Source organism: Flavobacteriaceae bacterium GSB9 (assembly GCA_022749295.1).
GTDB lineage: Bacteria > Bacteroidota > Bacteroidia > Flavobacteriales > Flavobacteriaceae > Flavisericum.
In genome coordinates, this window is the sequence record CP062007.1 from 3,461,082 (window position 1) to 3,483,889 (window position 22,808).

Genomic DNA, 22,808 nt, shown 5'->3' on the forward strand with positions numbered 1-22,808 from the left:
AGACCTCAAATTTAATCTATTATTATTATAATGTCACTCGCCATCTTGGGTCACCGGCAGAACTTTTTCCAGGAAATCCTGAATCTTTAATATTGAAATTATTATTTTCAGGATCAACCCAAAGTTCATCTTGTGTACTTCCGGCATTGCCTAGGGGTAAATTAGGAACTGCATTTAATGCTTCGCCTGTGTTATCATTAATATACCAAGAAAAGTCGTCAACAGTATAGGTATTGCTAACATCAAAAGATGTATTGGGCAGACCTTCGATGCCTGTTACCGGGTATTCTTCAGCCTCACCTGATTGATCCCAGGCATGACCATAGATGGTATTAGAAATAATTATGCCATTAGCAACGTTATTATTGTCATCGCCTCCTCTATAACGGAACATTTTATATCCAGCATTACCGCCTAAAGGAAAATTAGCGAAAGTGCAACTTTCAATTACTATTGAAGCCGAATTGTTTCTAGAAGTAATACCTACCTGAACATGATTAAATGTACTGTTTACGAATTTAATGTTCTCAACGGTGGCTGTTTGAGGTGTACCTGGGTTTGTATCACATGTTATAATACCATAGTTTCCAATACTATCGATAGTAGAATTTCTAATTTCATAATTGCTTAAAGTTGCATTAGTACCTCTTAAGCGAAAAATGCCACGTAAGGTTGAAATTTTACAATTGTCGAAGAGTAGTTCCTCAATATTAGTGTCTCCAGTATTAGGATTAAATACATAATCACCGCCATAATCTTCCCCTTTGATTTCTACGTCGATAAAGCGGATATGGCCTATATTAGAACCTTGGGCAATACCCCAATTTCCTGTGGTAAAAAGTTTTGCTTTTTGTTCACCAAAACCATAGGCTCCTCTGATGGTGATGGATTTTGTTAGGGGATTGGAATTTGTGGGTAAATCGTAAGTTATACCCCTTTTGATTAGAATGATATCACCATCTTGGGCAGCCGCAACCGCATTTGTTACAGCAGAAGGGCTTTCATCATCTCTTATGTCAATTACACCCGGAGAGTTAGGGTCAATATCCGCCACTTTAGTAGTGTAGTTTACCCATCCTCTAATTTCTGCGCCACTAAAAATAGCAATTTGGTAATCTGTTTCGGGGGTTAAACCGTAAACAAAACCTTCACCGGCTTCATCTTCTTCAGATGATATTGGAGTTTCTTCAAATAAGGGAGTATTTAGTTTTAAGTCGTCCGCTGAGAACACCTTTATTCCGGTAATAGGAGCACCACTGTTAACAGTATCCCATGTTACTCTAGCAGCAACATCTGTAACATCCCAAGGTGCAGGAGAATTCAAAATACTAGGAAAAACTTCTGTTCTTACATTACCTAAATCAGAAATTCTACTATTGTATTCGGAATCGGACTCAAGAGCAGTGGCTCTTACTTGATATAATGTATTCCAGAATAACTCTTCACCAACAGTATTCTCGTTTATTTCGACATAGTTTGTATCAGACTGAATGGTGTAGTCAATAGTTGCAAATGTATCTCTACTTACTTCAATTACATATCCTATGGCTTGCTTAAGATTGGCCATATTAACAAAAATAGTATTGCCTTCTGCATATAAATCCTCATTAAGTACGGGCCTAAACAAACGTGTCTTTTCAAAGGACTGTTCATCATCTTTATCACAAGCATTAAGCATGGTAAAGATTAAACATAAGAGCAATAACGACCTCATGTTAAATATATTACTTTTACTTTTCATATCTAGTTTTTTTTAATTGTTAAATCCATAGCCATCATTCTTAAGAACACCTTGACTGTTCTCGATGGTAACTGCAGGAATTGGGAAAATATATCTTACAACTCCTGGTTTAGGGCCTTGGTCAATATAGTTTGCCCAATCTCGGGTAATCCATTCTCTGTATACTAAAGTGTTGTCATTTAAAGATCTTAAAAAGTTTGACCTTGTCCAACTATCGTCTGGAGGATTAGCCAAATAATAGTCTGGGTTAAGTACAGTAAAATTGCCTGCATCATCAACTTTCCAATACTGATAATCGGGAAGGTTATTGACTTCAGGTAATTCAACCGCATCGTCCCTTAATTTTTTAAGACCTTCGACAGTCTCAACAACTTTTTCATGATAAAGATTCCATCTAATCAATTCATACTTACGAATCATTTCACCACCAAACTCCCAAGCACGTTCATCAACTATAGCGTCAAAGAACGTTTGTTTAGAGGTTGAGATTTGCGAGGTATAAACATCTACCTTTGCTGGCCAGTCTTCTTCATTGAAAGCACGTTGTCGTACACGTTTAAAAGCCATTTGAGCTTCTAATGTTGGGCCATTTAATTCGTTTTCAGCTTCGGCAAACATTAGTAGTACGTCGGCATAACGCATCATTGGCCAGTTAATGCCCGTACCTTTGGCTGATTCTGGTCCTGGAGGTTCTGGTAAAAACCATCGGCTCCATTTACCTTGAGAGATATTGCCTCCACCTACATGTTCATGTTCTGCCTCGGTATTAATTCGCCATAGTCCACAGGTAACCTCGCGTCTTTTATCAGCACTATCAAAAGACATATAATATGTTGGAGGTATGTGCATATAATTATTACCAGAACCGTAATCATGCTTCGCAGTTGTACCACCCTGAACGGTAATACCAATATTCCAACCAACATCACCACCACCTTTAGCAAAAGGAACTTCAAATAAGATGTCTTCGTTTAGAGGTTTTATAAATTGGCATTGGTTTAAAAAGATTTGTCTAAAATCTGTTGGTAATGGTCTATCTTTTAAATCAATTAATTTTTTGGAATATTGTTTTGCAATAGCATAATAATCTAAATAATCACTATCTCTTACCATGTTGAGTTCTGGGGTTAAATAGTAACCGCCACGTTGTAAAGCCAATCTGGCAATCATACCTAAAGTATATTCACGATTTACTTGTTCTATACCATAAGGCAATTGATCGGCCCATTGCATATTGGCCTCAACATCAATTAAAGCTTGAATTTCGCCAGTAAGTATGGTGTTTCTATTTGTTTTAGGTAGATTAAAATCATTACCGGCTTTTGGAGCCTCAATACTATACGGTACATCACCAAAATAGTAAATAAGCATACTATACCAATAGGCTCTTAGGGTATGGGCTTCACCTAATAAATGATTAAATGTGTTTCTTACGGAAACATCGGAAGCTTCTAAGTTGCCACTGGCTTTAATACCTTCTATAGCTACGTTAGCATCTCTGATAGCTTGGTAGGCATATGTCCAAACAATATCCAAATCACGATTGCTGACAGTAGCTTCTAAATTCCATATTTGATACCTATCACCTGAACTTGTCCATCCAGACTGGGTTTCAATATCAGTACATCCCGTCATATTATTGGATAGTCTTGAACGGAACGCATCTTGGTTGAAGGAGGCATATACTGCATTTACCGCATTCCTAGCATCATCTACATTTGAGAACACATAATCGGTATCAAATGAAGAGATGGACTCAGGCTCTAAAAAGTCCTTGTCACATGATGTAGTCATTAATACCGTAGGTATAATAGCTACTAACAATAATTTAAGTTTCATATTTATAAGTTTCTTTTTCATAATTAAAATGTTGCATTTAACCCAATAGTGTAAGAACGACTTCTTGGGAAAGAAGAGTAATCTACACCAGGGGTGAAGGGGTCAGAGTTCGTGTCAACTTCAGGATCATATCCTGAGTATTTGGTCCAAATGGCTAAATTTCTACCGGTTGCAAATACTCTAAATTTAGACAAGCCAATTTTAGAAATTAATTTTTCTGGTAAAGAATATCCTAAAGTTACGTTATTTAATCGTAAAAAAGAACCATCTTCTATAGCCCAGTCATGAATTACTGCCTGAGCTACACCGTAACTGGCATGCGACCAGATGTTTTTACCTGTATTTAGATCTCTCAAATCATCTAAGTCAGTTACAATAGCGCCAGGGGTACCTGTATACGAGCCATTGACATCTAAATACGTAAACCTGTTATCTAAACTCATAGTTGTTAATAGGTTTCCATTTGTTACACGTCTAAATTGATTGTATTGGATTTTTCCGGTATTATATACGTCGTTTCCAACCTGGTAGTTGAAAAAGGTAGATAAATCAAAATTTTTCCATCTTACGTTAACACCAAAACCACCTTGAAAATCGGGTAGGGCATTACCGATTACTTGACGGTCATCATCATTAATTACACCATCGTCATTTAAATCTTTTAATTTTAAAAACCCAGGTCTAACATTAATGTTACCTACAGTACCACCTGAGTTTGCTACACCATCTTTTAAAACATATCTCCCTGTACTTTCATCATAGCTTTCAAAATCGTCAACGGTGTAATAACCATCGGTAACAAAACCATACATATTACCAATTTTTTCACCAGTTTGGACTTGAAAGTCGTTAATGTTTCTTAAATCTGTACTGGCCCAATTTGATCTGGCAAAAGCTTCATTGGTTCCATCCAATCTCTCGATTGTTAGCACATTATGACCAATGTTTATGTTAGCCGATAATGTAAAATCATTGTTGTCTATGATATATCCGGTCATTCCAAGTTCAACTCCTTCATTGGCAGTAACCCCTATATTGGCCCATTCCGTCTGAAAACCTGAACTAGTGGCAATTTGTTTTTTGTACAAAAGATCTCGTGTTTCGTTCCTGTAATAATCAAAAGTACCATTTAAACGCCTATTGAATAAGGTAAAGTCTAAACCATAATTACTAGTCGATGTGGTTTCCCATTTTATATCTGGGTTGTATAAAGAACTGCTAGCAGGAGAGTAATACACGCTATCCTCATTGTTAAAGCCAGGGCTTCTAAAAGTTTGTGTATTTAGAAGGTATGCAGTTACACCATCTTGAATTCTATCGTTACCGGTTTCACCATAGGTGATTCTTAATTTAAGTTGGTCAACAAAATCTACATTTTGCATAAAATCTTCTTGGTCTATTTTCCAAGCAGTTGCTATTGCGGGAAAAATGCCTAATGAGTTTTTACCACGAAACCTACTAGATTGGTCGGCCCTTGCCGTTAAAGTAATTATGTATTTGTCTTGTAGGTTAAAATCAAATCTACCAAAAACCGATTTACGGTTGGTTTTTATAGCTTCCTCGGTTCCAAATCTATCAGCACGACCTAATTGCATATTAGCAAATAACTCTTCAGGAGTTATGGATAACCTAAAATCTTCCGCTCGTAGGAACGAACTAAACCCTCCTTGAGAGGATATTTCATTACCTAATAATATATCCAATTTAGACTCCCCCCAATCTTTGTTATAGTTTAAAGTGTTAACCCATCTATAAGTTTCTCCTTCTGAGTTAGATTTTTGCCCCAAGGGTAAACTACCTCCATTATTGAATGATTCACTAGTTAAAGGACCGTAAAACCTTAACTCTTCACGAAAACGTTTTGAACGTGAAAAAGATGATTTGGCTGTTAAATTGTCGGTAATAGACCAAGTTAATGCAGCATTGAGTACGTAATCGTTATCTGTTCTTTTTCTCCAGTCTTGTTCAAGTACTTCTTCAGGGCTTTTTAAACTTAAAATGAATTGTTGAAAATCATCATCATCATTAATTTGAGTTAAGTCAAGATCTATTTCGTCGGCAATACCATTAACAGGGCGGGTTTGTACTGCATCTTTGATTTTTATTTGAGCCCTGTTAGACGTACCGGCACCATCTTTTACAGTGTTGGTAATTCGAGTCTGAATATCAAGTTTAAGGTTGTCTGTTATTTTTTGATTTAATTTAAAATTGATAGCTGTTCTTTGAAAAGCTGAACCTTGTAAAAGGCCTTCGTCATCGTTATGAGAAAGGCTTAAATTCATTTTAGTCTCCTCAGTACCACCACCAATACTTAAATTGTGATACTGTGAAACTCTGGATCCTCCAAATAATCTGTCTTGCCAATCTGTGGCCTGTTTTTTCTTATATAGCTCTAAATCATCATACTTACCAAAGAATCTTTCAAAGCGCTCAACTTGTGTAGTACCTTGAATAGCTGCATACTCATAGTTCGCTAAAACAAACTCATACGGATCTAAGACCTTGTACTTTCTATCTTGGGGCAACTCATTAAATTGGAAAAAGTTATTGTAGGATACAGAAACCTTCCCTGCAACTGGATTTTTTGTAGTTACAACAATTACACCGTTCGATGCTTGAGCTCCATATATCGCTGTTGCTGCAGCATCTTTTAATACATCGATAGAAGCAATGTCATTAACCGGAATGTTGTCAATATCACCAACAATAAACCCGTCAACAACAAACAGAGGATCGTTATCTTGTGTTAATGAGGTTCCACCTCTTACTCTAATCTTTATACTGGCACCAGGCTCGCCATCAGCAGAGGTGACATTTACACCAGGTAAACGACCAGAAAGTGCTTCTGCAGCACTTGAAATAGGTATGGTTGAAAGTTCTTTACTGCCAATGCTTGCAGTAGAACCCGTCATGTCTAGTTTATTCACTTTACCATAACCGTAATCAACAATAACGATTTCATCCAATTGACTTACATCAACTTGTAATGTAATGTTAATAGTTGATTGGCCATTTACAGCTACCTCTTGAGTTTTATAACCAACATAGGAAAAAACCAAAGTAGCATTTGAATCCACATTATTCAATGTGTAATTTCCATCAAAATCTGTAGAGGTTCCGTTTGATGTTCCCTTAACAAGAACGGTTACACCAGGTAATGGACCTCCCAGTTCGCCTCCATCTGTAATTACACCGCTCACACTTATGTTGTCTTGTGCATGAACATTAGCGCAAATCATAAATAAAGGAATTAACAAGGCATAGATAACCTTATTACGGGGTTCTCTTTTTTTCCGTAGCTTAAAAGAGAAAAAAAGATGATCAAATAATAAATAATTTGTCATAGAGTTTTAGTTTAATTAGTACTGAATTTAAAAGTTTGTTTGTGATTTAGTACAAAATTGCCACTTTAAAAAGCAACAATAGGTGCAATCGATTACACGAAATTATAACAATTTGACCAAAATCCAAATAAAAATTTGGTTATTTCCTATTTTTCGGGGTTATTTTTTTATTAAATAGCAGTTTTGGGCTTTATGTTGAGAAAAAACCTATTAAGAGTGGTGGATTATACAGTATGAAATGAAAAAATACAGGTAGAAGCATTTATGTAAATTGACTTGTTCTGAAGAAAATAACATGATGCAAACTTAAATCCCCGGGATGAATTTTTTCCAGTTTTTTTACAATTTGTAGATTTTGAAAACGCTAGTTTTTAACTATTATTTTTGTCGTTGTGCTATGGTCGGTTTTAATTTTAATTAGATAGCTGCCCTTCTTTAAATTGGTCATGTCAACCTCCTTGATATGGCCTCCAACTTTTTTTACCAAAGCACCTAATAAATTGTAAATGCTTAGATGGCTCACTTTTGTTTTTGAACTCAAATAGAGCATGCTGTTAGCTGGATTAGGAAACAATTTTATATTGGCGCTTTCAAAAGAGCTTATGCCTAATGATTCATATTCAACACTCATGTAATAAAGGTTGGCTACACTATCTTTGGTGATTTCGTATGGGCCTGCTGTAGGCAACTCTAAAGAAAGTATACCGTTGGAAATGGCATAGCTTGTTCCGTTTATTTTGATATCGCCTGTGTAACCTTCTTTAAAGACCAAAGTGAGGGTGGATGGTGCAGTAGTGGTGAAGCTTACATTGGTGCTCGATTCGATTTTTAGGCACTGCGTTAGGGTTAATCCATTATAGTTTACCGTACCCTTGGAGTCGGAAAGGTTGCCTGTTATGGAATAAAAAGTGCTGTTTTTTCCGACAATAGTGAAGTTGTGTGTTTCGTCGCCTGTAGCAGTTCCACCTTCAACGGGCATTGCAGATTCAATATTGGATTCAATAGAGGTATCGGCCACAATCCAATAGTAATAGGTTGTTCCGTTTTCAACGGTGTTGTCTGTAAAGCTTGATGTACTTGGGGTAGTTATGTCGGCTATTTTTGTTCTTCCAGCAGGGTCAGAATCTGTATTTCTAAATATTTCGTAGGTAGAAGCACTGTAGTTGCTTACATCCCAGTTCAGATTAACCAATCCGTCGCCAACATTTGCTGTTAGTGTAATAGCTGGATCTGGACCAACATCGCCTTGTACACAAACTAGCGCTGTGGTGTAATTTGTTAAAGCACTCTTTAAACCAGAATCAACGGCATAAGACGTATCATCGGTGGCATTATTGAATGTCCAAGTGAAATCACCACCGTTCATGCGTCCTGAATATTGCATGACTTTAGTTTTGGCACCTTCGGGAGTGTCAGGGGTATAATTGTACATCACTGAGGGGTCGATGTCGAAATTATCATGCGTATTTCCACCGTAAACCGAAGTTGCATTGGCAGGCATGGTTTCATTTCTCGTTGAAACAACATAGGCATCAAAATCGACAGTTGAATTGTTAAAATTGCTATCTCCGTAAGCCACAAAACGTCTGGCGCCTTCAATATGGTTTTTGAAGGCTTTAATGCTTCCCCCGTCTTCTTTAGAAAATGTTGGCATGTCAGAATAGTCGTTAGACCCCGTATCCTCATCATAAACATCAGAGCCTTGCATAGACGTTAAAATAGGGTATTTACAATTTCTGAAGTAATTAGCTTCAACAAAAATAGAGGAACCATTGGTGGCACCAACGCCGTACTTTGAGTTTCCGTCGTAAAAGTTGTTGTAAACATGGGCTGAATAATAACGCACCCGTGGATGCCTAGAGTCTGAATGGTCGTACCAATTATGGTGGTATGTAATGTATAAATCATCTGATGGGTCCTCGCTCAGCCCCAAAAGGTTGGATTTTCCGGAATCCCAAAAGTGATTGTATGAGAACGTTACGTAAGTAGACCGCTTGCAATCAAGAGCCCCATCACCTTTGACTTGGTCGGCATCACCACCCGCATTGCCATAAAAGAAATCAACGTTGTGTACCCAGATATAATCGTTGTTTTGTTGAAGCCCAATATTGTCGCCCTCATTACTATCGCAGTTCATAGAGCCAATATTCCTAATCTCAATATTTGTTGCGTTTTTAACCCGAATACCCCAGCCATCTGCGACTGCATCGTCGCCTACGCCTTCAAAAGTGATGTGGCTCGAAGCATTATTTTTGTTTTCAATAACAATGTCGCCATTCAATAAATAATCGGGGTCGGTAATTTGACCAATAAGCCTGACAATCAATGGGCGGTTGTCGTTTCCTTTTTTGAAACCATCTAAAATAGTTTGAAGGCCTATACAGGGATTGGAATTGGCTCCAGTTACATTAAGTTCAACAGTGTTTTTTGTATTCTCTGTTATATACAGAATTACCGCACCAGATTTTAGAGTCCCATCTAAATTATAGGCTCCTGGAACGCGCCCATTGGAAAAAGCAAACCCTGTGCGGTCATGAGCTTCAACGGTAATGACGTCGCTTGTGGTCATATTGTCTTCTTTTCCCGAAATTACCGAGGCAACACTTATGGTATACGATCCTGCTTTTAAACCTAAAATATCTGCACGATGGTACCCATTATAGCACCTTATAAGTTGGTCGTCTATTTTTTTGTTGTTGAGGCCTTCGCCAGTTATATATACGTTGTAGCTCTCGGCCTCGGCTACATCATTCCACTTTATGTATGCAGACTCTAGCCAGCCACTAGATTCCATGATAGTAACATTTTGGGCTACAGCATAAAAGGTAACCCAAAGAAAAGCCGAGTAAAAGCATAAATTTTTCAATACATTGTCTTTAGCATAATTTAGATGTAATCGATTATCCAAATGTAGATATTTTAGAAACATGAACTAATAAAGCGATGAAGTAAATAAAAAAAGAAATGTTTTAATGTTATGATATGTGGATTTAGGGTATTAATATGGTTTTACCAAAAATGAAATGATCTTAAGTATTGTATTCATTTATATTTCCATTAGCAGGAAAATTAATGTTGAATTTTGATTTCTTCAAGGTATTCTTAAAAAAAAATGTTTTTCAGAGTTTTTAATACAATAAAAAAAAGCCTGACAACTAGTGTTTACATGCGTTAAACGATAAGCTTTTATTAGGAATGCACTTTCAAATGGAATAATAAGCCGTTATATTTATTAATATTAAGATCAAATAATTTGGAAATTAATAGTTTTCTAATATATTTGTGTAATCGATTGCAATTTTCCTGTGAAATTAATAGTTATTATCTACTTTACTTCATGTAAAATTATGTTTTAATTTATTAGTTTCCTTTTCGTTTTTTTAAAATCGAAATGCCCGAATTTTTTAAGACTTATTAAATAACTAAGACCTATTAAATAACATTATTTTTCAATCAATGATTTGATTAATAGTGTACAACTAAACAATAATTAAATTAACTTTAAAAATGAGAAAACTTTCCTTTGTTTTTATGATTCCTTTGTTGCTATTTGCATTTTTGGCGCAAGGACAAACAACAACACTTGCGGATACCGCATCTAGTATAACTTGGGTGCTGGATGAAGGCTCTGCAGCTCAATCTGCAGATTACTTGGCAGGAACAGAATCATATTTTGAGCCAACTGGTGCTAGTGTTACAGATGGGGCCAATTTAATATTTTACACCGGTGGTGATCCTGCAGGTACAAGAACTGCAAACGGCGGTTTATTTACTTGTTGGGAGACCAACGGAAAAATTGATACAGCTGGACCTGAAAGTGCTGTAGATTTTGTATTTGAGCCAGTTTCCGGATTGACATTTACACCAACCTTAATTACACTCGATGCCCAAAGATTTGGGACTGGAAATGGCAAACTTGATATTGAGTGGGTTAATGAGAATGGTACTACTTCTGTAGTAACAGCTCAAGCTACAGCAAGAGATAGTGATGGTAATTATTCATCTTTAAGTTATGATTTAAGTGGTCTAGGAATCACTGCTGGTGCTGGTGCAAGTACTTTAAAAGTATACTTATATAGCTTACAGGAAGCAAAGCAATTTGGTCTTGCGAATGTTCATGTTGAGGGTGTTTTAAACGGTGAAATAGTTTTACCAACTGTCTATAATTTAGGTGATGGGTCTACATTTGAAAATGATGGTGTTCAATGGAATCCCGTTCTAACTACCACAAGTCCTGATGGAAAATTAAGAACACAAGCTTCTACAACATTGTTTCATAGTACTCAATATGGTGTAGCTATTAGAGATGGTAATGTGATGGAGGTTGATGTTGATGGAACTCTGTCTACAGTTCGCTTTTATGGATCTAGATTCAGTGCGGGAACTATGAGTGGTGGAATCTCTCCCGGAGGAAATGAACTGGGTGTTTTCGATGTAGATATGGATGCTTATCCCGATATGGAAGACCGAACAGGTTATTATGAGTTTACATATAGAGGAGGGCCAAGGACCTTATATTTTACCTTTAGTGGTAATGTTGCATACACCCCTGCCATTGAAGTAACAAATCAAACGGTTGTATTCCCAAAAACAGATGTTTGGGACTTTGGCGCACAACAATTTGACCCCGTACTTTATAACAATATGTTAGATGAAGCTAAAATTAATGCCTGGTATGATGGTGTGACCCCAGGTACTTCTGGTACAAATTTACCGACAAATTGGACTGAAGGAGCATTATCATGGACAAGTTCCAGTAGCACAAGTGATAGATTAAGAACATCTAATACTAATCTTACTCGTTGGGATGAAAACCTGGGTACTTCCAATCCTGATTATACAGGTAGAATTTATAGTAATAGCCGTTCAGACAGTAGATATTTTACTATTACTTTAGCTGAAGATGATGAGTTGACGGTTGCACTTCTTTCCCAAGATGGCACAGCAGATAATATTCAATTTCAGTACGTAGCCGATTCTTCAATACAAGATGATATCATTTCAGTTGGTACAGAGTTAGTGGAATTCAAATTTGTCGCTAAAGCTGCTGGTGATTATAAACTTTTTTCACCTAATGATAAAATGAGCGTCTATAGATTTTCTAGAAAAGATGCTGAATATGTAACTCTTTCTGGAAATGTTGATGAAACCAACGCTCCTGGAATTCCAGATGGCTATGCCATTAATTTCACTAATGAAGCAGGTAAAACTTTTTCAGCAGTGGTTAATAATGGCACTTATAGTATTGACTTACCTTATGATTATACATACACTCTTAGTTTAGAAAATGCGAATGGATACCTTATAGGTAATGGACTCACTCTAAATGTTACTGAAGAAACAACTAATTATGATATTCAAGTATTACTGGTTACATTGTATAGTGTTAGTGGTAATATAACAGGGTTGCCAGATTTGACTAACCTAGAATTAACATTCACACCAGATCCTGATGCTAATAAAATTTACAATCCTATTATTACTATTAATGAAACAGCATCAACCTATTCTGTGGAATTAGAAGCAGATGTAGAATATACAATATCAGCAGAAGGTGTAAATGATTATGAAATTTTAAATAATACTATTACAATAACAGGAAATCAAACTGCAGACATAGTTTTTACTCCTAAACCTTTGTATGATATAACGATTAATACCCCAGATTTAAATGCCACTCAACGCGCTTTGGTGGGTTTAACTTTTACCAATTTAAATGAAGAAGGGTATTCTTATAGTTTTACTGATATCGATGCAGTCGCACTGCGTGATGGCGTCTACTCTATCAGCTATGATGGTGGTTTGGATGAATATCCACTTGAAATGGCACTTACATCGAATTTAACAGTAAATGGAGCAAACGTGACAAAAGATTTAAAGTTTGATCCTGTAACTGAATGGGTATTTAGGGATCGTAATATCTCTGGTGCAACAGCCTATAAAGGCCTTCTATTTACAGGAGCAGTGAATGTAAGAGGAGGTAACGGCGATTTAAACGCTGGAGCTGGAGCTACCATAGCTATACCCGTAAAACCTGGAGATAAGGTGATATTAACCGATTATTATGTGTCCAACTATTCTATTGAAGGTGGGCCAACTATTGAAAATACTTCACAAAGTACAAGTGTAAATGTAGTTGGGGAGTATATTTATCAAGGAACCACAGACGGCTATGTTAATGTAGCTATTGGAGGAACTACCTATTTCGTTTCAATTAAAACCGTATCAATAGCACCATACAGATCGGTTATTACGGTAGGTGAAGATAAAGATTATCAAACCATTAATGGTGCTTTAAATGAGGTTGCAAGAATGGATCGTCCAAATGACGAACAGGTCACTATAATGATAGACCCAGGCAATTATGAGGAAATGTTGGTTATTGAAAATCCAAATATCCATCTAAAAAATGCAGCGTCCATTCCAAGCATTGGACTTTTAAACAAAGGAGTTGATATTGAAGATGGTGCTGTGAGGATAACTTCTTATTACGGACAATCTTATAATTTCTATAGCCAGGGAACCGATAATAAATGGAGCGCCGAAGCACTTGCTGTCAATAAAGACAATGGTTATACAGATTATGTAAATAGAGAAGGAACCGGTGGCGGATCATCATATTGGAATGCTACAGTAGTTATTAAATCTACTAACATTACTATAGAGGATATTATTCTTGAGAACTCCTTTAATCAATATATTTCTTTAAAAGAATCGCAAGATGTAGTTGAAGCTAAAGATCCATCAAAATTACCAACACGACCTACCGATTACGGCAATACCGATGTGCAAAATAGAGCTGCAGGTTATGTTACTCAAGCCGCAGCCATAGGCGTTGCTTCTAGTGCCGATAAAGTAATTTTGAATAATTGCCGAGTAATTGGACGTCAAGACTCATTTTATGGAGCAGCTCCTGCAAGAGTTGTTGTATACAAAGGAGCAATGATGGGAGCCGTTGATTATATATTTGGAGCAATGACGGCGGTTTTCTATAAAACCAAATTTGTTTTAAATACCAGTGATGCAAGTAATGATGCTGCCTATATTACAGCAGCACAACAGTCCGGCGGAAGAGGTTATTTAATGTATGAAGGTCATGTAGTATCTCCAATTCCTGGAGTAGAAACAGCCTCTACTAATGGTTCTAAACCTGGTTATTTTGGACGACCATGGGCACCTAATACAAGTGAAGTCGTATTTTATAATACAACTATAGATGAATCAACCTATCCTGGCAATGAAGGGGAATCGTTAATTAATCCTGTAGGTTGGACAAGTTCATTGGGAGGAGAGTCTCCGTTTATGTATGAATATGGAACCATTGAAGAGTCTGGAGTAGATAATTCTGGCAACCGTGTATCATGGTCTACAGTATTATCGACACCAATTTTAACGGATGGCACGGAGATTACAACATTCAACTTTACAAAAGGCAACGATGGCTGGGATCCAATCCCAACATTAGATGCCGAAGAGGATTCTGATTATGATGGTGTACTAGATACTGATGATAACTGTAATTTAGCCTACAACCCTAATCAAGAAGACTTTGATAATGATGGTATTGGTGATACTTGTGATGATAGTGATGGAGATGGTTTTCTTGATAGTGAGGACGATTGTCCTAATTCTCCAGAAGGTGCCACAGTAAATGTTTTTGGTTGTGAGGTTTTTGAACTTCCGAATAACAATTTCAGCATAACAGCAAATTCTGTCAGTTGTCAGGGACAAAATGATGGATGGATTAATATTACTTCCCAAAATACAGATTATACGTTTAACGTATCTGTGAACGGAGGAGCGGCATCTGCCTTTTCATCATCTACTACTATTGAAGGGTTAAGTGCTGGAAGTTATGAAGTTTGTATAACCATTGATGGTAGAGATAATTATGAGCAATGTTTTAACGTGACTGTCGAGGGGCCAACTAATTTCGAAGTGTCGTCTAAAGTAGGCCGAGCAGAAAATAAAGTGACGATATCATTATCTGGTGCTGATAGTTATAACATTAACCATAACGGTCAGGTAATAACAACAAGCCAATCCTCAATTGTTATTGATTTGGTTTCAGGTCAGAACAATTTGGAGATTTCTACAGACTCCGCTTGTCAAGGTAAGCATTCAGAAAGCATATTTTTATCTGAAGAAGTGCTAGTTTATCCTAACCCAACTGCAGGTAACCTTCAGGTTTATGTTAACGGTAACGATTCAAGGGTTGAGGTTTCGGTGTTTGATATCCAAGGTAGGCATTATATGGTCTCAAGCAAAGATCTATCCTTAACCAGAACTTTAGACCTTGATTTGTCAAATTTAGGAGATGGTTTGTATTACCTTCAATTAAATGGAGATACTGTTAGAAAATCAATTAAAATCGTTAAAAAATAATCAATTATGAAAACCACAAAATATATATTAAAATTCAGAACGCTTTTGGTTTTTGTAACCAGTGCCCTAATAATTGCGTGCTCAAGTGATGACGAGAATGGACAAGGTCCTACATTTGACACTACTCCTGGGAATGCAGTTTTGACCCTTCCTTTAAATGACGAACCATGTGAGATAGGAGAACTCAGAGACAATAAAGCGAGAGTGCTGTTTACATGGAACGCCTCTGAAGCAACCGAAAAATATGATTTAGAAATCATCAATTTAGTAACAGGTGAGACTATAAATAGACTCAATCTAGTTGAAACCAGTAAAGAGGTGACATTACAGAGAGGTTATTCATATTCATGGAAGATTATTTCCAAAAACTCAGGAGATACAACAACGTTTTCTGATACCTGGAAATTCTATGTGTCGGGGGATGGAGAAGCAAATGGCGTTCCCTTTCCTGCAACATTGTTAAGCCCAGCCTCTGGGGTAACCATAACTCCAGTAAAAGGTAATGTTACCCTCGAATGGGAAAGCTCTGATGCCGATGGTGATGATGTTACTTATACCGTTTTTATTGATACGGTGGATGGTAACCAAGAAGTTCCTGAAAGTCATAAAGACATCACTGATAATAGTATTGACGTTGCTGTTGAGTCGGGAACTGTTTATTTCTGGCATATTGAGACCAGTGATGGAGTAAATACGTCAATTAGTGCTACTTATACCTTTAAAGTAGCTGATTAATAGCTAATTATTTTTTAAAACCCCACTATTTGATACATATCAAATAGTGGGGTTTTTTGTATCGGTATCTTTGGGAAAATTAATAGTTAAAACAATTTCATTTTTCAAAAAAGACACCTAAATTAGGCAATCGATTACTCGATATAACAATAAACTCAATTTAACAGGCTATTCAAAGATGAGATTGTCAAACTATATTCTTGCTATTTTTATAAATATCTATTTTTTTGGAGCGATTGCTGAAGCTCAAGTTCACGATAGGTCATGGCGACGTATCGTTCACAAAAACGAAAGTGCTTGGTTTTCTTCTCAAGAAGCAAAAAGAATAGCTAATAACGTTTTGCTTTATCAGCGCGATATTGGGGGCTGGCCAAAAAACATCCAAATGCATGAGCAACTTTCCGAAAATAAAAAAGCTGAATTGCAGCAACAAAAAAGTAGTGTCTACGATGTCACAACAGATAACGGGGCAACTATTCAAGAAATGCGTTTTTTATCTAAAATGTATCGTCAAATACCAGATGAAAAATATAAAGAAGCTTTTTTGAAAGGGCTCGATTATATTTTGGCAGCTCAATATAAAAATGGTGGCTGGCCCCAGTTTTATCCTTTGCGAGAAGGGTATTATACACATATCACCTACAATGACGATTCCATGGTTAATATTATGAATCTCCTAAAGGATATTAAGGATAATAATGGTAGCATTTCTATAGAGGTTTCAGATAATCTTCAGAAAAAAATTGAAAGTGCTTTTACTAGAGGGGTTGATTGTATCTTAAAGACACAATACAAACAAAATGGCGTTTTAACAGCCTGGTGCGCTCAGCATGACGAGAAAACATTAGCGCCAGCAAAAGCAAGAAGTTACGAGCTGCCCTCATTAAGCGGAAAAGAATCAGCGGGCATTGTTTTGTTGCTCATGTCAATTGAAAATCCCACTGAAGCTATTAAAAATTCAATAACTAAAGCAGTTGAATGGTTTGAAAATGTAAAAATTAAGGGAATCAAACAGGAATATATTTTCAATGACCAAGGAGGGTTTGTTGACAAGAAGGTTGTTAAAGATAGTAATGCCAAACCACTTTGGGCTAGGTTTATGGAGTTGGATGATAATACCCCATTTTTTTGTGATAGAGATGGTATAAAAAAAACTACAATGGCCGAGATTGGCTTGGAACGTAGGCGCGGCTATGCTTGGTACACAGACGATCCGCAGCAGGTCTTGGATTTTTATCCGAAATGGAAAGAGAAATATAAAAAACGCGTATCAAATAAAAAACCAAATGATGAGTATAATATGGTTGTCGCCAAAGATGGAAGTGGCGATTTTATGACTATTCAAGATGCTATAAATGCCTCTAAGTCTTTTCCTTACCAGCGTGTTATAATCAATGTTAAAGATGGTGTATATAATGAAAAGGTACATGTTTACTCATGGAATACTCACGTTTCGCTCATTGGTGAAAGCAAAGACAAAACCATCATTGTATATGACGATTTCTTCAAAAAAATAAATTTGGGAAGAAACAGTACGTTCCACACTTCGACGGTTTTGGTTGAGGGTGATGATTTTATGGCCAAAAACCTTACCATAAAAAATGTTTCGGGGCCTGTGGGCCAAGCAGTAGCGCTTTCGGTAAGTGCAAACCGTTGTTATTTTGAAAATTGTGCACTAATAGGATATCAAGATACGCTTTACACAGAAGGCGAAGGGTTTAAGCAATATTTTAAAGACTGTCATATCGAGGGCGCTGTTGATTTTATTTTTGGGGGAGCAACGGTGTTGTTTGAAAATTGCAGGCTTCACAGTAAATCAGACTCTTATATTACAGCTGCTTCGACACCTAAAGGGCAAGAATTTGGTTACGTGTTTAAAAACTGTAAGCTTACCGCCGAAGAAAATGTAAAAAATGTTTATTTGGGGAGGCCTTGGCGGTTTAATGCCAAGACAGTTTTTATCAATTGTGAGATGGGAAGTCATATACGTCCCGAAGGTTGGCATAATTGGGGTAAAAAAGAAGCTGAGACACAGACTTACTATGCCGAATACAATTGTTCTGGAAAAGGTTATCAACCAGAAAAACGCGTGTTATGGTCGCATCAATTAAAAAAGCGTGAGGCAAAAAAGTATACTAAAAGAAATATTTTAACAAATCAAAACAATAAAACTAAACTAAATTGGTATGAACGTTTTTAAAACCATTTCATTTTTAATTTTAATTGCATTGTTTAGCTGTAATAATCAGGCCGAGCAAAAGCAGGCAGCCGAGAAAGAAACCGCAAATAAGCCGTTCACTATTTATTTAATTGGAGATTCTACAATGGCCAATAAAAAGAATCCTGAAAATAACCCAGAACACGGTTGGGGACAGGTCTTGCCTCAGTATTTTAAAGAACACGTCACCATAGATAATAGGGCAAAAAATGGGCGTAGTAGTAGGAGTTTTATAGGTGAAGGGCGTTGGGATTCCATTTTAAAAACGCTTGAGAAGAGCGATTACGTGTTTATTCAGTTTGGACATAATGATCAAAAGTTTAAATCTCCGGACCGTTATACCAATCCGCATGTAACATACAGACATAATCTTATTAGGTTTGTTGAAGAAACAAGAGAAAAAGGGGCGACACCTGTGCTTTTTTCATCTATAGTGAGACGAAATTTTAATGAGCACGGCACGCTAATAGATACACACGGCGAATACCCTTTGGAAACTAGGCTGGTAGCCATGGAGTATGATGTGCCGTTTATTGATTTACAATATTTCACTGAAAACTTAGAAGAGTCCTACGGTGTTGAGGGTTCTAAAAAACTACACCTACATTTCGAGGAAGGAGAACACCCTTATTATAAAAAAGGAAAACAAGATAATACACATTTATCCGAACTCGGAGCTAATGAGGTGGCTAAGCTTGCTTTGGCCGAACTAAGAAAGAGAGAGCCAAGATTAATCAATAGTATAAAATGAATATTTTTTAGGTAAACCTCTGTAGGGCGTTTTGTATGTTTTTTTAGAGGGTAAAAAAAATGCTTTATGTGTTTTTCAAAAAAATAGTTAAATTCATTGTTTTTAATTAAAAATAATAGCTAAAAATATGTATACTTAAAAAAATAGCAGGAAAAAAATTAAATTCTGTTAATGCCATAAAATACATATTAATGTTTTGTTAATATTTTAAATTTTTTTATCATTGTAATCGATTGCAATAAAGGAAAGGATTATTTTAAGACTTTTTCCTTTTTTATTTAAATGAATTGCAGTGTTTTATGTTCTTAATTAAGTGTAGTGGAATTGGGTTTAATACTGGAAATCAATACCTAAGTTTCTAATACATGCCAAAAATAAATTTACTACCTCTAACTTTAAAACAATATGCCTATGACAGATTAAAACTCAAACTCAATTCAAAAAAACTTACAAAAAGACAAACTAAACTAATAAGTATGAAAACAAAAAATAATTTTAAGTATTACTTTTTATTATTGGCACTGATGCTGTGCGTGCCAATATATGCCCAAAATACAGTGAATGTGTCCGGTACGGTTACAGATGAAGCGGGGGTGCCGTTACCAGGCGTTTCAATTATCATAAAAAACAGTTCTACGGGAACGACCACAGATTTTGATGGAAATTATTTAATTAGAACAGCGCCTAATGATATTTTAGTTTATAGCTATTTAGGATACAAAAAACAAGAAATTCCTGTTAACGGAAGGTCTCCAATAGACGTGACCATGGTTGAGGAAGCGGGCGTTTTAGATGAGGTTGTAGTAATAGGTTACGGTAGTACAACAAGGCGAGATGTTACTGGAGCTATTGCCTCAGTTACAGGTGAAAAGATTGCAGGTGTACCTGTACCAGATGCCGCTCAAGCACTTCAAGGTAAATTACCAGGTGTTCGGGTTACAACACAAGATGGACGCCCAGGTGCCGATATTGCAATTAGAGTACGTGGTGGTGGTTCAATTACACAAAGTAATCAACCGCTTTTCATCGTTGATGGGTTTCCGGTAAATACCATTAGTAATATTCCAGGTAACCAAATTAAAAGTATAGATGTTTTAAAGGATGCATCTTCTACAGCAATTTATGGTGCTCGTGGAGCTAACGGTGTTATCATTGTTACGACTAAAAATGGTGTTGCTGGAAAGACTAAGGTTACTTACGATGGATACACACAGTTTAGTGTTATACCAGAATATATTCCTGTTATGGATGGTTACGATTACATTGCTTATAACTGGGGCTATGCAGAGGCTATTGGTTCAAACTATAGCGAGGCATGGGAAAAATTATGGGCGATTGGAGATTATCAAGGAAGCAATGACGCAGGAATAGATTATTATAGAAATGTAGAAAGTCGTGATTATACTAAAGAATTATATAATAGTGCTTTTTCGCACAATCATAACTTTAGTGTTTCTGGAGGAACTGAAGATACAAAATACTTAATATCAGCCAACCATCTAGATCAAGAAGGAAACAAAGTGGGGTCTTTTTACGAAAGAACAAACGCACAATTCAGATTGGATCAAAATTTGGGAGAAAAGTTAAAGCTATCTATTAATACACGTTTTCGTCAAGTTAAAAGAGGTGATAATGGAGGAAATTCAACCGCATATTATTTCCGTCCTATTAACTCCTCAGATATTTTAGGAGAACAGGATATAACGATTAATACACAATTAGGTGATTACATTGGTATTTTACAAGATAGATATAGTCCTGTTGCCATTGCCAATGATACAGAGAACGACAGAGTCAGTCGTGGTTTAGTGGCTAACACATCGCTAGGGTGGGATGTTATACCTGGTCTTACTGCCAAGACCGACCTAAGTTTAGCGTTAAGTTGGGACAACAATAAATCATGGACAGGGCCTACGGCTAGTAATTATTTGGATAATGAAGGAAATCCAACCTTTGGCGGGGATGCAAATGTAAGTCAAGGTCAAGGATGGAACTACCGATGGGTGAATACTTTAAATTACGAAGTTCAAGGGTTAGGAGAGGATCATAAAGTTAGTGCGTTAGCTGGTTATGAGGTAGCCGATTCTGGTTCTGAGTCTGTGTCTGTATCAGGAGAGCAGTACCCTGTTTCCTTCAATGCAGAGCGTGCTTGGAACAATATGAATTCCTATAATAGGGTGGAAGGCTCTGAATTATTTTCGTTAAATACAAGTGGTGGAGTACCAAATCGCCTTCAATCTATATTTGGTCGTCTTAATTATGGATACAAAGGCAAGTATTTATTAACGGGAACATTTCGTGCAGATGGTTCTTCGAAATTTGCATTAGGTAATCAGTGGGGGTATTTTCCGGCAGGTGCAATCGCATGGAGAGCGTCTGATGAAGACTTCCTTAATGACGTGAGTTGGATAGATGATTTGAAAGTTCGTTTTTCTTATGGTTCAGTGGGTAATGATGGCATTAGTGCTGAATTATGGAAACAAAGCTGGTCTCCAACAACGGTGAGATGGTCATTGAACGATGTAAGACAACAAGGCTACGTTCCAGGTTCATTACTTGCTAACCCAGATTTAAAATGGGAAACAACTATTACAAGAAACTTAGGTGTGGATTTCCAGTTATTTGGAGGTAAATTAAGTGGTACTGTTGAAGTTTATAAAAATACCGTTAAAGATTTACTCCTAGTAACGCCAACATCTCCATTGAGTGGATTTGCGTTTACAATGGATAACATTGGTCAAACAAGTAACAAGGGTATAGAATTGTCTTTGAATACGGATGTTGTGAGATCTGAAGATTTTAATTTGTTGGCAAGCTTTAACATAAATATCAATAAAGGAAATGTCGATAAGTTAGATGAAAGTGTAAACGGAACTTATAGTTCTGGTTTTGGTGGGGTATACTTCTACCCAAGAAATGATTATTTCTTAGAGGAAGGAAAACCCGTAGGGTTAATGCGTGGATTTGTTCATGATGGGTGGTATACCACAGATGATTTTGATTATGATTCAGCTAATCAAACTTATACAACGAAAGAGGGGGTGCCATCTTATCAAGCTGGTGTTCTTGGTACAGTTTATGGTACTAGAGATAACAAGCCAAGTGGTCAATCCGAATATCCTGGCGTTCAAAAGCTGAAAGATCTTAATGGAGATGGTGTTATTAATGATGAGGACATCACAGTTATTGGTGATGCCAACCCGGCCCACACAGGTGGTTTTAGTCTGAATGGTAACTATAAGGCTTTCGATTTTACCTTTGATTTCACGTGGAGTGTTGGCAATGATATTTATAATGCTAACCATGTCAACGCTTACTTGGGAAGCAAGGAGCAAGGCTTGTATAGAAACAGGTTACAAGAGCTTGCTGGACACTACAAAATTTACGATATTGTAAACGGACAATTAACAAAAGTTGTTGAGCCAGCGGCTTTGGATGCACTTAATGCGAACGCAAGCACTTTTCTGCCTTATCCAGAAACTGCTGTAGCGTCTTCTTTTGGTATCGAGGACGGTTCTTTCCTTAGGCTGAACACATTTACTTTAGGATATACAATTCCTCAAAGTATAATTGAAAAACTAGGAATAAACAGGTTCCGTGTTTACGGGTCGGTTTTTAATGCCTTTACTATAACGGGTTATGACGGTTTTGATCCTGAAATTAACGTTCAAGAAAGTCGTGGAATTAATGATAATGCAAATAACCAAGGGGGGTATCCAACGCCAGGACTTGATTTGAATGCTTATCCGCGCCCACGTTTGTATACGTTCGGTTTAAATATTGAATTTTAAAAAA

9 protein-coding genes are annotated in these 22,808 nt (G+C 36.7%); 5 read left to right on the plus strand and 4 right to left on the minus strand.

The genetic code is table 11. From position 1 onward, the window contains the following. Positions 1-25: 25 nt before the first annotated feature. From GSB9_03073 to GSB9_03076, 4 genes are all read right to left on the minus strand, one after another. A complete protein-coding gene (locus tag GSB9_03073; protein ID UKM66483.1) occupies positions 26-1,741 on the minus strand; it encodes a DUF5123 domain-containing protein in 1,716 nt (571 codons plus the stop codon). Between the two features lie 12 nt (positions 1,742-1,753). Continuing rightward, complete coding sequence (locus GSB9_03074; protein UKM66484.1) at positions 1,754-3,601, minus strand: RagB/SusD family nutrient uptake outer membrane protein; 1,848 nt, start codon at positions 3,599-3,601, stop codon at positions 1,754-1,756. 2 nt (positions 3,602-3,603) lie between these two features. Further along, the gene (locus GSB9_03075) at positions 3,604-6,819 is read right to left on the minus strand and encodes a TonB-dependent receptor (GenBank protein UKM66485.2); all 3,216 of its coding nucleotides are present in this window, start codon (positions 6,817-6,819) and stop codon (positions 3,604-3,606) included. Positions 6,820-7,288: 469 nt separating this feature from the next. Next, positions 7,289-9,832 (minus strand): T9SS type A sorting domain-containing protein, encoded by a 2,544-nt coding sequence (locus tag GSB9_03076; GenBank protein ID UKM66486.2) that lies wholly within the window; start codon positions 9,830-9,832, stop codon positions 7,289-7,291. 599 nt (positions 9,833-10,431) lie between these two features. Between GSB9_03076 and GSB9_03077 the strand changes: the two genes are divergently transcribed. The 5 genes from GSB9_03077 (at position 10,432) to GSB9_03081 (ending at position 22,804) form a co-directional block, all read left to right on the plus strand. After that, positions 10,432-15,309 carry a pectinesterase family protein gene (locus GSB9_03077; GenBank protein ID UKM66487.1) on the plus strand — a complete coding sequence of 1,626 codons (4,878 nt, stop codon included), beginning with the start codon at positions 10,432-10,434 and terminating at the stop codon, positions 15,307-15,309. Between the two features lie 6 nt (positions 15,310-15,315). After that, positions 15,316-16,044: a hypothetical protein gene (locus tag GSB9_03078; protein ID UKM66488.1), complete on the plus strand. Its 729-nt coding sequence runs from the start codon at positions 15,316-15,318 to the stop codon at positions 16,042-16,044. A gap of 178 nt (positions 16,045-16,222) precedes the next feature. Beyond that, complete coding sequence (gene pelA, locus GSB9_03079) at positions 16,223-18,244, plus strand: pectate lyase (protein UKM66489.1); 2,022 nt, start codon at positions 16,223-16,225, stop codon at positions 18,242-18,244. Next, on the plus strand, positions 18,231-19,013 hold the full coding sequence (locus tag GSB9_03080; GenBank protein UKM66490.1) for a rhamnogalacturonan acetylesterase: 783 nt from the start codon (positions 18,231-18,233) through the stop codon (positions 19,011-19,013). Before pelA ends, GSB9_03080 begins: the two co-directional genes overlap by 14 nt. Before the next feature lie 476 nt (positions 19,014-19,489). After that, positions 19,490-22,804: a TonB-dependent receptor gene (locus GSB9_03081; GenBank protein UKM66491.2), complete on the plus strand. Its 3,315-nt coding sequence runs from the start codon at positions 19,490-19,492 to the stop codon at positions 22,802-22,804. Positions 22,805-22,808 lie beyond the last annotated feature (4 nt).

Coding starts and splice junctions, on each gene's coding strand:
- GSB9_03080 (UKM66490.1), top strand. CDS start 18,231: ATGAACGTTTTTAAAACCATTTCATTTTTAATTTTAATTGCATTGTTT.
- GSB9_03075 (UKM66485.2), bottom strand. CDS start 6,819: ATGATTTGCGCTAATGTTCATGCACAAGACAACATAAGTGTGAGCGGT.
- GSB9_03077 (UKM66487.1), top strand. CDS start 10,432: ATGAGAAAACTTTCCTTTGTTTTTATGATTCCTTTGTTGCTATTTGCA.
- GSB9_03074 (UKM66484.1), bottom strand. CDS start 3,601: ATGAAAAAGAAACTTATAAATATGAAACTTAAATTATTGTTAGTAGCT.
- GSB9_03078 (UKM66488.1), top strand. CDS start 15,316: ATGAAAACCACAAAATATATATTAAAATTCAGAACGCTTTTGGTTTTT.
- GSB9_03073 (UKM66483.1), bottom strand. CDS start 1,741: ATGAAAAGTAAAAGTAATATATTTAACATGAGGTCGTTATTGCTCTTA.
- pelA (UKM66489.1), top strand. CDS start 16,223: ATGAGATTGTCAAACTATATTCTTGCTATTTTTATAAATATCTATTTT.
- GSB9_03081 (UKM66491.2), top strand. CDS start 19,490: ATGAAAACAAAAAATAATTTTAAGTATTACTTTTTATTATTGGCACTG.